At 46.8% G+C, this 14,076-nt stretch carries 14 protein-coding genes; 12 read left to right on the top strand and 2 right to left on the bottom strand.

All coding sequences use genetic code 11. From position 1 onward, the window contains the following. The first annotated feature begins 2 nt into the window (after window positions 1-2). From HPY27_RS06705 to ybaK, 4 genes are all read left to right on the top strand, one after another. Window positions 3-1,661 (top strand): hypothetical protein, encoded by a 1,659-nt coding sequence (locus HPY27_RS06705; protein WP_174224646.1) that lies wholly within the window; start codon window positions 3-5, stop codon window positions 1,659-1,661. Between the two features lie 24 nt (window positions 1,662-1,685). Beyond that, complete coding sequence (locus HPY27_RS06700; RefSeq protein WP_017248341.1) at window positions 1,686-1,976, top strand: hypothetical protein; 291 nt, start codon at window positions 1,686-1,688, stop codon at window positions 1,974-1,976. Between the two features lie 373 nt (window positions 1,977-2,349). Beyond that, a complete protein-coding gene (locus HPY27_RS06695; RefSeq protein WP_174224645.1) occupies window positions 2,350-3,927 on the top strand; it encodes a glutathione ABC transporter substrate-binding protein in 1,578 nt (525 codons plus the stop codon). 115 nt (window positions 3,928-4,042) lie between these two features. Continuing rightward, window positions 4,043-4,522 (top strand): Cys-tRNA(Pro) deacylase, encoded by a 480-nt coding sequence (gene ybaK / locus HPY27_RS06690; RefSeq protein ID WP_017248343.1) that lies wholly within the window; start codon window positions 4,043-4,045, stop codon window positions 4,520-4,522. Window positions 4,523-4,562: 40 nt separating this feature from the next. On the opposite strand, the gene HPY27_RS06685 is transcribed toward ybaK, so the two are convergent. Continuing rightward, window positions 4,563-5,387: a hypothetical protein gene (locus tag HPY27_RS06685; RefSeq protein WP_174224644.1), complete on the bottom strand. Its 825-nt coding sequence runs from the start codon at window positions 5,385-5,387 to the stop codon at window positions 4,563-4,565. Window positions 5,388-5,773: 386 nt separating this feature from the next. Here HPY27_RS06685 and HPY27_RS06680 point away from each other — a divergent pair, with 386 nt between their 5' ends. From HPY27_RS06680 to HPY27_RS06665, 4 genes are all read left to right on the top strand, one after another. Further along, complete coding sequence (locus HPY27_RS06680; protein ID WP_371814311.1) at window positions 5,774-6,487, top strand: helix-turn-helix transcriptional regulator; 714 nt, start codon at window positions 5,774-5,776, stop codon at window positions 6,485-6,487. A gap of 149 nt (window positions 6,488-6,636) precedes the next feature. After that, complete coding sequence (locus tag HPY27_RS06675) at window positions 6,637-7,617, top strand: ABC transporter substrate-binding protein (RefSeq protein ID WP_174224643.1); 981 nt, start codon at window positions 6,637-6,639, stop codon at window positions 7,615-7,617. Between the two features lie 76 nt (window positions 7,618-7,693). Continuing rightward, on the top strand, window positions 7,694-8,719 hold the full coding sequence (locus tag HPY27_RS06670) for an AraC family transcriptional regulator (protein WP_017248347.1): 1,026 nt from the start codon (window positions 7,694-7,696) through the stop codon (window positions 8,717-8,719). 190 nt (window positions 8,720-8,909) lie between these two features. Further along, a complete protein-coding gene (locus HPY27_RS06665; protein ID WP_174224642.1) occupies window positions 8,910-9,701 on the top strand; it encodes an SDR family NAD(P)-dependent oxidoreductase in 792 nt (263 codons plus the stop codon). Between the two features lie 102 nt (window positions 9,702-9,803). Here the strand turns inward: HPY27_RS06665 and HPY27_RS06660 are convergent, their stop codons facing one another. Further along, window positions 9,804-10,820 (bottom strand): LLM class flavin-dependent oxidoreductase, encoded by a 1,017-nt coding sequence (locus HPY27_RS06660; protein WP_017248349.1) that lies wholly within the window; start codon window positions 10,818-10,820, stop codon window positions 9,804-9,806. A 346-nt stretch (window positions 10,821-11,166) separates the two neighbouring features. Between HPY27_RS06660 and HPY27_RS06655 the strand changes: the two genes are divergently transcribed. From HPY27_RS06655 to HPY27_RS06640, 4 genes are read left to right on the top strand one after another with little or no spacing between them, the layout of a single operon-like run. After that, window positions 11,167-11,457, top strand: a complete 291-nt coding sequence (locus HPY27_RS06655) for a glutaredoxin family protein (protein ID WP_069845492.1) — start codon at window positions 11,167-11,169, stop codon at window positions 11,455-11,457. 58 nt (window positions 11,458-11,515) lie between these two features. Then, on the top strand, window positions 11,516-12,535 hold the full coding sequence (locus HPY27_RS06650) for a methionine ABC transporter ATP-binding protein (RefSeq protein WP_026043069.1): 1,020 nt from the start codon (window positions 11,516-11,518) through the stop codon (window positions 12,533-12,535). Window positions 12,536-12,537: 2 nt separating this feature from the next. Next, complete coding sequence (locus tag HPY27_RS06645) at window positions 12,538-13,188, top strand: methionine ABC transporter permease (protein ID WP_100169679.1); 651 nt, start codon at window positions 12,538-12,540, stop codon at window positions 13,186-13,188. Between the two features lie 30 nt (window positions 13,189-13,218). Next, complete coding sequence (locus tag HPY27_RS06640; protein WP_174224641.1) at window positions 13,219-14,061, top strand: MetQ/NlpA family ABC transporter substrate-binding protein; 843 nt, start codon at window positions 13,219-13,221, stop codon at window positions 14,059-14,061. Window positions 14,062-14,076 lie beyond the last annotated feature (15 nt).

Genomic DNA, 14,076 nt, shown 5'->3' with positions numbered 1-14,076 from the left:
CGATGGCGGATTTTACATCAGAATTTCATCGGTTTATCGCGCTGTGCAACGAAGAGTATCTGATCAAATACGCGAACAAAGGAATTTACAATCGTTCCATCAAGGAAATGGAAAAAGGAATGAACGTTTCCTACGAGTTCGGGGACGATTACGTCGAGTGTGCGCTGTCAGATGACAGCGTATGCCGACTTCATGCAGATATTAATCGTTTTTCCTGCTCATGTCCATCTGACAAGATATGCAAGCATATCATCATCTCCATCGTCTACTATGCCCAAAACCATTTGCAAGCAGGAGCAGAGACCGCGGAAGAGCTGGAGACCTACAAGCCTGACTTTAGCTGGCTCTTGCAATTGCAGCCGACTCACATTAGCAAGACTTTTACCCCAGCACAGCTGGAAGAAGTGTTGTTTCGCCTCGACTATTTCGAGGAAATGGAGATCGTTGAAACATCCTTTTTAACCATGACATTGCGCACCCAAGATATATCCGTATCTTTTGACAGTGAATCGGAGATCGGGAAAAGCATGTGCTCCTGCAAGGCGAAAGGCAATTGCTTGCACAAGCTGGAGGTCATTTTGCGCTATCGGGCCATGCATCAGTTACAGGATCGTGAGCAGTTACAAGCATCCGTAACCGATGTCAGCTACGAAACAGATGTTGTAGCGGAAGCCAAATCGCTGATCGCAGAGATTCTTGGCATCGGCTTGGCGAAGCTATCCCAGACAATTTGTACACGGCTGGAGCTGCTTGCTATTGCTGCGCATAACGGCAATCTTCCCCGCGTGGAAAAGGACATTCGCGGCATTCATGGGGAGCTGAACTTATTTTTTCAGCGCCATGTCAAGTTTTCAACGGAAGCGCTGCTCGATCGACTTTCCAGGGTGTATCTTAGTTTGATTGCTCTAGAGAAGATCGATCACACCGAAGCGAAAAAGCAGCTGCTCGGCAGCTTCAAAAGTAAGTACCATATGGTTCCGCAGTTAAGTTTGTATGCTTTGGGAGCAAATCCATGGGAGACGCGGTCAGGGTACAAGGGGATTACGTATTACTTTTATTCGCTCTCTGATCAGCACATCTACACGTATACAGAAGCGCGCCCCGTGTATTATGAAGGCATATCCTTTTCCTTTAAGGACAGCTATAAAGGCAAGGTACCCTGGGGCGAGTTGATCTCGATGGAGGAGCTCTCTCATTCACAGGTCATCCTGACACAGGCGAAGACGAATCGGGAGCAGCGCTTGTCTTCCAGCGAGGATACACGGCTAACCATCGTTCCTAGGGACAATATCGAAGAGTTGGATCTCGGCAAGGTGCTTGTTGGCGACTGGTCAAGTGACTGGAAGGACACGGCAGGCGATATGTTTGAGACTGCGTTGGACTCGGTTTTTATATTGAAAGCGAACAAGTTCAATCAAGTCGAATTCGATCAGAAGACACAGCAGTTGCTTCTGACGATCGAAGACGAACAATGTCATTCCCTCCAATTGAGCATCTCCTATCAGGGGGAATTCGCCCGCAATATACGTCATCTCGAACAAAACAAGCGGCTGCTAGAGCTGCGCGATGTGTATTTGCTTGTGCAAAAAATAGGAGATGGGCTTTATCCGATCAGCATCATGCAGGGCAAATCGCTGACGAGCTTTAAGTTAGACCTATAACGGTGAGGGAGTGGACGTAAAATCATGGAGGAGTTATATTCCTTTACCGAAAACCTGACTGATTGGCAGGAACGCTTGTTACTCAAAGGAATCCATAAGTTTGACAGGCAAGATTTGCAGGAGCTGAAAAAGCTGCAAGAACTCGCGACCGAATACGATATGAGCTTCCTCGCCTCATTGATCGAAGACCTACAAGTGGAAGGCAATCGCTATTTGCAGGAAGTAAAAGCGGATGCGGAGTTGTTAACGCAGCAGTATTTGTATGTGGTGCAGTACGTCAATATGATGAAAAAGCCTATGACTCGATCATTGTAATTCGGGTGTAGGATAAGGAGAGAGATTCTTGAAGAGTCTCTCTTTTTTCTATGGTCGGTACGTATAACTAGACTCACTGCGATCCCCGGGATGGAAATTTTCAATATGGGGTGGCCATTTTCCGCGACTATCATCCGTAGAGGGTATGACATTTTGATGAATACATATATGGGCTGTTAAAAAGTGAATTTGTCAGATAATCTTTGAATCACTCTCTCTCGCTGCCACAGGGGAGAGTTTTTTGTTTATATACAAAGTTGTAAAGAAACTGAAAATAAAGGTAAACAAAGTGAAAATATAATGACTGAATATTATCTAAAATAAAACATGTTTGAATGCTAAAACATTTGCAACAAGAATTGGGGGAACACAGATGAAAAAGAAGAGCTTTTATCACACGCTGATTGCCATGACAATCGCGGTATCTGCGGCTTTGGCAGGGTGTTCGTCGGGGCAGGATGCGTCCACTAGCGCTGGACAAGCAGGGGGTACTGCAGAAGCTGGCAAAACAGGAGGAACCCTCGTCATCGCTCGTCTGTCCGATGCGAACAACCTCGATCCGCATTTCCTGTCCCAAATCCCTTCAGCAGCAATCGTTCATCACAAAGTATACGAAGGGCTTGTCCGCATGGATAAAGAAAGCAAATATGTCCCATCTCTGGCAAGTGAGTGGAAGCAGCTCGATGACTTGACGTGGGAGTTCAAGCTGCGCCAAGGCGTGACGTTCCATGATGGAGCACCTTTCAATGCGGAAGCGGTAAAGGCAACGATCGCTCGCGTTCAAGATCCTGCCGTTGGCTCCAGCCGGATTAATATGTTTGAAGCAATCAAAGAAGTGAAAGTAGTAGATGAGTACACAGTACAGTTTCTTCTGAATTACCCGTACGCACCGCTCTTGTCTGTTTTGGCGAGTGCAGAGGGAAGCATCATCAGCCCGAAAGCCATTGAACAATATGGAAAAGATTTGAGCAAGCATCCAACCGGTACGGGTCCGTACAAATTCGAAAAATGGACGCCGGGCCAAGAAGTGGTTCTCGTGAGAAACGATACCTACTATGGCGGTACACCAAATTTGGATAAAGTCGTTTTCAAAACCGTACCAGAAGACACGACTCGCCTCGCCATGGTTGAGACAGGTGAAGTTCAAGTGGCAGAAAACCTGCCTGTGACGGACATCGATCGCGTGCAAAATTCTCCATCGATGCAGTTGGGGCGATACCCTGGGTTCTCTGTCGATCACATCGGGTTGAATACAAAGAAAAAGCCTTTTGATGATGTGCGTGTCCGCCAAGCCATTGCCCACGCAATCGACAAGAAAACCATTATTGAAGGCGTTTACAATAGCGTAGGAACGCCAGCTCACTCCTCGATTACACCAGCGATGGTTGGGTACAGCCCGAATGTAAAAGACATTCGGTATGACGTCGAGAAAGCCAAACAATTGCTCGCAGAGGCTGGATATCCGAACGGCTTCAAAGCAAAAATCGCGTTGAATGACAACAAGGCCCGCATTAGCGTAGCCGAGGTTTTGCAACAACAACTGAAGCCAATCGGCATTGACCTGCAACTGGATGTTATGGAATTCGGGGCATATATCGAAGCAGCATCCAAAGGGGAGACAGACCTGTTCATGAGCGGATGGGGGAATGCTACGGGCGATCCCGATTACAACCAGGCCAACCTGTATCACTCAAAAGCACATGGCGCACCAGGAAATCATTCCTTCTACAACAATCCGGAAGTAGACAAGCTGATTGACGAAGGACGCAGAGAACCAGACGCAGAAAAACGCAAACAAATCTATGAAAAAGCACAACAAATCGAAATGAACGAAGCACCGCTTATTCCGTTCCGATTCTCCGAGAACTTGGCGGCGATTCAAAAGAATGTACAGGGTGTATGGATTAGCCCTGCAGGCCATATCGAGATAGATGAAGTAACGATTCAATAATACGAGACGCCGCTGACATGCTTGTGTCAGTGGCGTTTTTTGGTTGAAAAGTAGAACGCCATCCCCTAAGATAGATTATATTTTGTTGACCAGCGTGTAGCGGAGGTGGACTGGCGTGAAGCAAGGAAAAACGAATGCGATGCGGATTTTGGATAAAGAAAAAATCGCATACACTATGCTGACATATGCAACGGATGATGGGAAAATCGACGGAATTGCCGTCGCCCAAAAGATCGGTCGCGAAAAGAATGTTGTCTATAAAACATTGATTTCGCAAGGGACGAGCAAATCGTATTATGTGTTTGTCATTCCCGTTGAAGCCGAGCTTGATCTCAAAAAAGCGGCCAAAGCAGTCGGAGAGAAGAAGATCGAGATGATTCCCGTGAAGGAGATCACCAAAGTATCTGGCTATATTCGTGGTGGATGTTCGCCAGTGGGGATGAAGAAATTGTTTCCAACGGTGATCGATCAACGAGCTCAGTCGTTAGAGACGATCATCGTCAGTGGCGGAAACATTGGCGTCCAGATCGAGATGGCAGTAGAGGGCTTGTTACAAGCAACGAAAGGCTCCTTGGCAGATGTATCTGCAATCTAAAGCAAAAAGGCCACGGCATTAGCTGTGGCCTTTTTGCTATTTATGGAAAGAGTCCCGTCCAAACCTGAATAGGGGTGTCGCATGAGCAGCAGTTCAATTCACCAGCAAGATAAGGAAGATGGGCAAGCAGCTCTTTATCCTCAATCTCAAGCGCACGGCGGTATAATTTCTGAAGTCCGCTGTCATTTGTCATGTCCGGTTTTTTGGCGATGATTGAAAATCGTTTCGCTGTACCGTGAGAAACGGGATCGTCTTCGTAAGCGAACAAGATCTCCTCCTCCTCATCGGGCCATATGTAGATAGACTGATCGCACGTCGGACACACCGTTACATATTCGTCTCCTGCTGAAAAGGTGAGAAGCATGTTGGCAATGTCTTTGTCCCCACGAAACGCAGCGTCCGCAGCCAGTATGTAGCGCTTGTCTGCATCATGCTCTCCCATCTGTGCTAGGTGAAGGATTAATTCTGTTTGCTCTGTCAGTGATAGAATGGAGCGGTGGTATTCACGGTAGATCTCTCTGATGGTCTCTTGATCCAATAAGGGTGTGGAATCTCGTAAAAACTCCGATGGCACATCCATATGAGGAGCATTTTCGCTACTGGCTTCGAACATGCCGCAGGTTATGAAGATGTCCAACAGAATATCAGGGTTCTCTGTTTTTAAAGCGATCTCTACTAAATAGGGAACTGCAGCATATGTACATGGATAAATTGTATTTTGATGATACAGAAGCTCCCAATACAACTCTTCTTTTTCTTCGGAAAAATAGTCGTGCTGAACATGCTGGATGAGCGCAGGGACGCCATCAGACAAACCATAAGGACCTTGTAGCTTACCCCATATAGGACTTGCTAAATCTAGCATCAGAACATCACCTCTCTTGCTGAAATGAGCCACTATTCCCATATCATAGTAAAACTTTCCTCATTCCGCTATAATTTGAGAATGATTATCATGTGCGTTTTACGCATCGGATGGGGTGGACAGAGTTGAGTTCTACAAATATTCAAGAAAACATTCATCTTTTTTTCGACAGAATGAATCTGGAATCACAAAATGTGGATCAGAAAACAAAACTGACCCTTCATCCAGAGATGGGTGAGGGGTATGTTCGTCGATTTCTTCCTCGGTATGATATGGAAGTGGTTGTATCCGACTATACATTTTACCGATCACAGAGCATCTCTCTATCTACGAAAAGCCCTATGGTAGAGCTTAATTTTTGTTTAAAAGGGGAGAGAGGCATAAGCGTGCAAGGCAAAGAGCACCAGCTGCTGCCAGGACTTTGCTCGCTTCAATTCATGTCAGAAGTGGAAGCAAGGTTTGAATATGTTGGAAATGAGCCGTTCTACATGATTGGCATCGGTATTCCTGTGTCGACCTTTCATCATTTTATGGAGGAGTCGAATGGACAGCGTTCCATTGAATTCGGACAAGTTCTTGGAAAACAATCGTTTCGTATCTTTCAGGAAAAGCTGTCTCCTGCCGCTTCCGTTGCCCTCCAGCGTGTGATGCAGTACGTTGCCAAACCGGGAACGAAAAAGATTGAGATGGAAACAGGCGTTTTGGGACTGCTTTCGATGGCGTTTCAATCCTTTCTGCTTGATAGCGAAATGGCGTCTGTTCCCTTATCGAAAAGAGACAAAGAAAAGATCGCGCAGGCAAGGGTGATCATGTTGGAATGCATGGTAGACCCGCCTTCATTACCTGAGCTGTCCCGAATGATTGGTATAAACGACTACAAGCTGAAGACAGGTTTTAAAGCAATGTTTGGTACGACCGTTTTTGGCTACTTGCGAGAAAAGAGGTTAGAAAAAGCCTTATTTTTACTTCAACAAGGGGAAATGAATGTGACCGAAACCTCGAGTGCTATCGGATATACGAATACGAGCTACTTTGCGGAAGCATTCCGGGAGAAATATGGAGTCAATCCAAGCGTATTCGTGAGACGTTCCTCTAAGTAGGTAGGCTCAGTATCCCGATAACCAGCAAACTATTCCGTCTACAGGTAGTATGGATGACCGGCCAGTAGTATCATTTGGGACGTTGATAACGAATCTCATTTACATAATGTTTTATGTAGGAGAGCCTCAAAAAGGAGAGAAGACGGAGTATGCAGCGACAAGGTACTATTTTTATGGCCCTTGCTATCATTTTCGTTCTGATGATAACAGGATGCAGTGGAGGAGCGAGCCCAAAAACAACTGCACCAACTACGAACAAACAAAAGGAACACCAAGACTCAACGCCTGTAAAGAGCGAGAGTGCTTTTCCACGGACGATCTCGCATCTATCAGGTGAAACGGTCATTCAGGAAAAACCAATAAAAATCGCAACGCCGTATATTGCTTTTGTTGACTATTTGGCCGTTTTGGATGAGTATCCGATTGCTGCCCAAGGTGTATCGACGATTACAGCGAATTTTCCCAGTCTCAGTAAACGAGTAGCGGATAAAAATATGATCGATCTGGGGATGGAGGTTGATCTGGAGAAGCTGCTGGCTGCTCAGCCTGATGTCATCATTGCCGCTAATGACATGCGCGACCAATACGAAAAATTATCGCAAATTGCACCCACTGTCATCTTGCCACAGGCTGGTGATTGGCGTGAAACCATACAACAAATGGCAGCCATTATTGGAAAAGAGGAGAAGGCTACGAATGTGCTAGCTGAGTTTGATCGGAAATCGGCGGCATACAAAGAAGAGCTCGCCTTTCGCAGTCAGGAGTCAGTCATGTTCATCATGTACAGAGGGAAAGAGCAGTTCATTACTTGGAACGATGGACGTTTCGATCCATTTTATGATGGACTTGGCTTGAGACGTACAGAAGGGGCCAATGAAAATGGACAGCTTTCATTGGAGAGCCTCGCTCAATTAAATCCAGACCATCTGTTCGTCATCAATAATTGGCAAGCGCCGATCCAAGGTGGAGTGAAAGAGGCCTTGAAAGGAAGCAACGTCTGGAATAGCTTGAACGCCGTCAAAAACAACCGGGTCTATGAATTGGCAGATCCGTCGTTACCTGGACCGATGGCTTTAGCGAAAATAGATGGGATTGAAGAAATCATGAAAGCGATGGGAAAGCAAAAATAACGGGTACGATCACCTTCCTGTATACTTAATCATAATCGGAACGAATCGGTAAGCAACTAAAGGAGATCCATACGTAATGAAAGCAGACCGTATAAATTTCCCGGCGGGATTTTGGGCGAGTTTACAACAACTAGGGATTGCCCCCCTCGACCTAGCTCACAGAGCGCGCCTGCCGCTCACCATTTTTACAGAACCAGCTGTAGTCACCACTGCCCAATATTTCAGAATCTGGCAAACATACGCCGATCTAATTGGTGATACTGCTGTGGGAATCATCAAGCTTTCCACCACCTTTGAAGCGGCACAATACCCACCGACTGTTTTAGCGACCTACCATGCTCGTGACTATCGCGACGCGCTTAATCGAATGGCCCGATACAAACAACTGTGCCCTCCGGAAAGGCTGCGTATAACAGAGGAGGGCGAGCGCTGTACAATCGAATTGGAGTGGATGCACAGCGAGCAACCCGGTCCACCAGTCTTGGTTGGAACCACGCTAGCCTTTCTTCTAGAACTTGGGCGACGGGGCACTGGCACGCGTTTAACTGCACAGTCCGTGGAATTTTCTCACTCGATGGGGGATGTCACTGCTCTCGAAGCTTACTTCGGTTGCCCGATACGGATTGGTGCCACCGTTAACCGATTAACACTCCATCGACGCGATCTGGACCGCCTCTTTCTTTCGTATAACAAAGAATTGTTGGAGATATTGACACCTGTATTGAACCGATCATTGGATGAGCAGTGCAGTCATTCCATTGCGGAGATGGTCAAGTGGATCTTGAAGCGAAGTCTAACAGGAGGCCGCCTTGATATTCGAGCTGTTGCCAGCGAGTTGGGCATGAGCGATCGTACCTTGCAGCGCCGTCTTACGGATGAATGCACAACGTTCAAGCAACTGTTGACACAGGCTCGGCATGAACAGGCACGAGAATACTTGGCCGACCCCAAGCTCGATATAAAAGAAGTGGCTTTCTTAATTGGATACGAAGATCAGAACTCATTTTACCGGGCCTTTCGCCTTTGGGAAGGCGATACACCTTCCAATTGGCGTTCCGAATACTTTAGGGTCAACCCCGCCGTCAAAGAATTCCCAAGCTAACCCGTCCCAAGCGGGGCTACCATTTTCCCGGTTTCACTATTTGTGGCGGGTAAAGCAAGAAATTTGGCGTTGTACGCTAGTTACCGAACGATCCAGACAAAGTACGATAATCTCAATCCGGAGCATAAGGATGTTCCAAGATTAACTTCTAGTCAGCTTGCCGTGAATGGCTACAAAGGAGACAAGTGTTATGGATATGGGATTAAGGAACAAAACTGCTTTCGTTACTGGATCGACGAAAGGTATTGGGAAAGCAATTGCCATAGAGCTTGCCAGAGAAGGCGTCAATGTCCTCGTTAATGGACGAAATGATGAAGAGGTAGAACGAATCGTACATGAATTGAAGTCGCAATTCCCGGCTACTTCTCCTCAGAATGCTACGGCTGATATTGTGGATAGGCTGCAAAGAGAAGCTATATTTGAGAAATATCCCAACGTGGATATTCTCGTTAACAATTTGGGTATTTATGAAATCATGTCCTATGAAGACGTTGACGATGAAGTATGGGAAAAATACTTCCGAACAAATGTCCTTGCCGCTAATGGATTATCTAAATTTTACTTACCGAACATGTTGAAGAACAATTATGGACGAATCATCTTTATAGCAAGTGAAGAAGCGATCATGCCTTCAGGGCAAATGCCTCAGTATTGCATGACGAAATCGATGCTATTATCACTGTCAAAAAGTCTATCTAAATTAACGGTAGGAACAGAAGTCACTTCCAATACAATCATGCCAGGACCAACGCTTTCCGAAAATGTATATCAAATCATCGATCGTTTGTTTCCTGATGATAGGGCATTTTCGGAAAAAGAAAAGCAATTTATGGCAGCAAACCTGCCCCAATCCGAATTACAGCGGTTTATCAAGCCTTTTGAAATAGGCAGGCTCGTAGCATTCGTATCCAGCCCTTATGCAACCGCATTTAAAGGTTCACCAATCCGTATAGACGGGGGCATGGTGCCAACTATTTTTTAACAGGTTGGAACAAAAGGGAAGGATAGGAAAAAAGCTGACCCGTTATATCCACACAAGCGGGTCAGCCACGATAAATTCATTTTTGAATCTGTCTTGCGCCAATCAGGAAACAGTCAGTTCCGAAAATGCTTCCCGCAACCGCTCATACGACAGCACTCGTTTTTGAAAGTCTTTGATAGGTGCTGTAATGATGACTTCCTCGATGTCGTACTGATCCTGGATGGCGATGAGCTTTTTACGTACCGTGTCTTTCGTTCCGTGAATGACATTCGCTTCCTTTACCTCAATCGTATACGGCTCGACGGATTGAAGCCCGAATTCTTCCGCCTTTTTCAGACTGGTGACGGTTACGGTTTTTCCGCTTTGCAAATGGATTTTGGCGACCTTGCTTTCCTTTGCTAATTGAGCCGCTTCTTCTTCGGTATCGGCTACGATGACAGAAAGAGCAAGGAGTGCTTGCGGGTTGGCGATTCTGCCTGGACGAAACTGTTTTCGGTAGGCTTCCATGGCGGCTTGACTCACCGTCTTATCATGGTTGATAAACAAGGCAAATACGTATGGAATACCCCGGGAAGCGGCTAATTCTGCGCTTTCGATACTGGTACCCAATAAGAATAGATCAGCAGGCTCGGGCGGAGTCGGAATGACTTTTAATCCATAAAGGGAATGCGCAGGTATTAGCTCGTCATGGAGAAAGTGCTCGAGTTCTTCAAGTTTTTCTGCAAGAGTTCGGTTGGTTCCTGTGCTCTCCTGTTGCAGTGCTTTTGTCGATAACGGAAGCCCGCCGGGAGCTCTGCCAATACCGAGATCGACGCGACCAGGTGCCAGGGAAGCCAGTACATGGAAATTTTCAGCTACTTTATACGGGCTGTAGTGTTGTAGCATTACTCCACCGGAACCGATACGGATACGTTCTGTTTTCGCCAGCAAATGGGCGATGAGCACCTCTGGTGATGAGCCGACCACATGATCTAAGTCGTGATGCTCAGACACCCAAAATCGGTGATAGCCGAGTTCTTCGGCCTTCTTGACCAAGGCAATGGTATGCAAAAAGGCCTCTGTTGCCGTTTCTCCTTCTTGGATGGGACTCTGATCCAAAATGCTTAGTTTTAGCGTCATGTTGTTGTTCGCTCCTATTCGTAAAGTAAAAATAGAGGCCCCCTGATCGTACGTTTTCATGTACAAAGGGGGCCTCTGGATGTCCAGTCGGCTAATTTCATAGTTATTTGCTAGGATTTTATCGGTAACCCCATTTCATTGTCAATGACTTTTTCAATCCTTGGTAATCGTGATGCAGTGAAATTAGCTGTTGACGTGGCAAAGCTGCGAATGATAATATCCCAAGTAATCCGATGTGAATTAAAAATGTCGACCAGACAACTGGAGACTTCCTGCCAATGGGTAGGGGGTCTTTTTGTTTTTGGATCGCGCCGGAAGACAGCGTGGGGAGAAGGAGGAGTTGTACATGTCAGCCAAACAAAAAGTGATTGTATGGGGAAGAAGCGGGTGCTCATTTTGTACAGACGTCAAGGCTATTTTACAAGCGAATCAACGCCCTTTCGAATGGATTGATGTAGAAGGAAAAGACGTGCTCCGCGATGTGCTGGAAGTCAAATACGGCACGCGCCTGGTCCCGGTGGTGGAAATCGGCGGGGATGGCAAATACGAAGCATTGCTTCATACAGAACTGGATCAGTTACAATCGCGATTGTCAGTCGGTAGGGGGGATCAACATGGGGAGCGTACAAGCGATTAGGGAGGAGACACATGCATCTCTTCCGTCCAACGGGAAGAAGATTGAACCGATAGAGAGCATGATTGAGTTTCACGAAGTCCATAAATCATATGAAAGTGGCGGCGCGACGATTGAGGCATTAAAAGGTGTTACGCTGAACGTGCACAAAGGCGACATTTTCGGTGTGATTGGCTTAAGCGGCGCTGGAAAAAGTACGTTGCTTCGCACGGTCAATCGATTGGAGCAGCCCACATCTGGCAGAGTGATTGTCGACGGGAATGATTTGTCTGTTTTGTCGGTCAAACATTTGCGGAGCCTGAAGAAAAACATCGGCATGATCTTTCAGCAGTTTAATCTGCTCTCTACGAAGACCGTATTTGAAAATGTAGCCATGCCGTTGCGCCTCGGAACCACTTCGCACAAGGAAATCCAGGAACGCGTAGGCGAGCTCCTGTCATTTGTAGGCTTAACAGAAAAAGCGCAGAGCTATCCCAATCAGCTATCCGGCGGACAAAAGCAACGCGTCGGGATCGCACGTGCACTGGCGACCAATCCGTCCATTTTGCTGAGCGACGAAGCAACCTCGGCATTGGACCCGCAAACGACCGCGTCCATTCTGGAATTACTCACAAGAGTGAACGAGGAATACAACGTCACCATTCTCATGATTACCCATGAAATGAATGTCATTAAAGAGGTTTGCAACCGTGTTGCGGTCATGGAGCAAGGCGCTGTCGTGGAACAAGGAAATGTCTTGGAAGTATTTGCGAATCCCCAGACAGAGACGGCTCGCCATTTTGTCAAATCAGTAGTACGTGACGACATTCCATCTAGTGTCTACAAGCTTCTTGAAGCGAATCAAGGAAGATCCAAGATCCTCCATATTCGTTTTATCGGAGAAAGCTCTGGTCAACCGATGCTCTCGCAAGTAGCGAAGCGATTTGCCAGTGACGTCCATGTCCTATTCGGAAACATCACCGAGCTGAAAGGAGTACCATTTGGCAACTTGATTGTCGAATTGCAGGGCAACGAACGGGAAATTGCCCGCGCGTACCAATACATCCTGCAACAAAACGTCACGGTTAAGGAGATTTCATAACGATGGAAGTCACATTCGACCAAGTCATCCAAGCCGTATACGAAACGATTTACATGGTGAGCGTATCGCTCGTGTTTGCGACATTGATAGGCCTTCCGCTCGGAGTTTTGCTCGTGGTCACGCGCAAGGGCCACATTTTAGAGAATCCGTTGATTTTTTCGATCTTGAATCCGATCATCAACGTCCTTCGTTCGGTTCCATTTATCATATTGCTGGTGGCAATTATCCCATTGACGAGGCTGATTGTCGGGACCTCTATCGGCACGACAGCGGCGATTGTGCCGCTCGTCATCTACAGCGGACCTTACATGGCTCGCTTGGTGGAAAACTCCTTGCTGGAAGTAAACGCAGGGATCATCGAAGCAGCAGAAGCGATGGGAGCAACGCCATTACAGATTATTTTTCGCTTTCTCATCCCGGAAACACTCGGGTCGATTATTCTCAGCATCACGACAGCTACCATCGGCTTAATTGGAGCCACAGCCATGGCTGGTGCAATCGGTGGCGGAGGGATTGGAGACTTGGCGATTACATACGGATATCAGCGGTTCAGCACCGTGACAATTGTTGCGACCGTCGTCATCCTCGTCGTGCTAGTCCAAGGGATTCAATCATTCGGCAACGTGCTTGCCCGTAAAATTCGCCGGAACTAAGGCAACAGAAGAGACAGGAGAGAGCCATCGATGAAAAATGTAGCGCTTACCCTACTATGCACCTTGATAGCCATGCTCGCAGTCGGTTGCGGAAAAACTGAGGAACAGACAGGGCTTACAATCGGCATTCGCGGGTCGGAAAGCCGTACGTGGGACTTCGTGAAGGAGCAGGCGGCAAAAGAAGGATTGCAAATTGAATTGGTTTCATTCAACGCGAATGTCAATCCGAATAACGTCTTGCTCGATGGGGAAATTGACGCCAATGCATTTCAGCACGTCGCTTTTTTAGACCAATTCAATACGAAAAACAACTCGCAAATCGTGCCCGTTGGTTCCACGATCATTGCACCCCTCGGAATCTACTCCGATAAGTTCAAAAAAATCGAAGAAATACCGGACAGGGCAAAGATCGCCGTACCGAACGATGACTCCAACTGGGGACGTGCCTTGCTACTGCTCCAAGAGGCTGGACTGATTCAAGTCGTGGACAATTTCGATGGATTTGGTGGGGCGGATAAGATCAAGGCGAATCCCAAGCATTTAGAAATTGTCCCCGTCGATGGTGCAACGACTCCTCGTGTCATGAAGGATGTGGCGGCCTCCATTATCAATAACGGTGTAGCAGTCGAGGCTGGTTTTCTATTAAAAGACGCTGTGTTTCACGAAAGCAAAACGGCGAAGCCATACATCAACGTAATTGCGACGACAAAAGAAAAGGCAAACAGGGAGGACGTAAAAAAGCTGGTGGCGATCTACCAGTCCCAAATCGTATCGGATTTTATCACGGAGACGTATAAAGGAAACTACATCCCGACGCAAGTAACTGTCGAAGAACTGAACGATTTTAAACAATCGTTTAAGTCTAAACCATAACGCGAACGAATGGGA

Origin of the sequence: Brevibacillus sp. HB1.1 (assembly GCF_013332445.1) — a bacterium.
In the GTDB taxonomy this organism is placed as follows: domain Bacteria; phylum Bacillota; class Bacilli; order Brevibacillales; family Brevibacillaceae; genus Brevibacillus; species Brevibacillus porteri.
The sequence above is the reverse complement of the archived record's forward strand: the minus strand, read 5'-3'. Positions and strand labels throughout refer to the sequence as shown.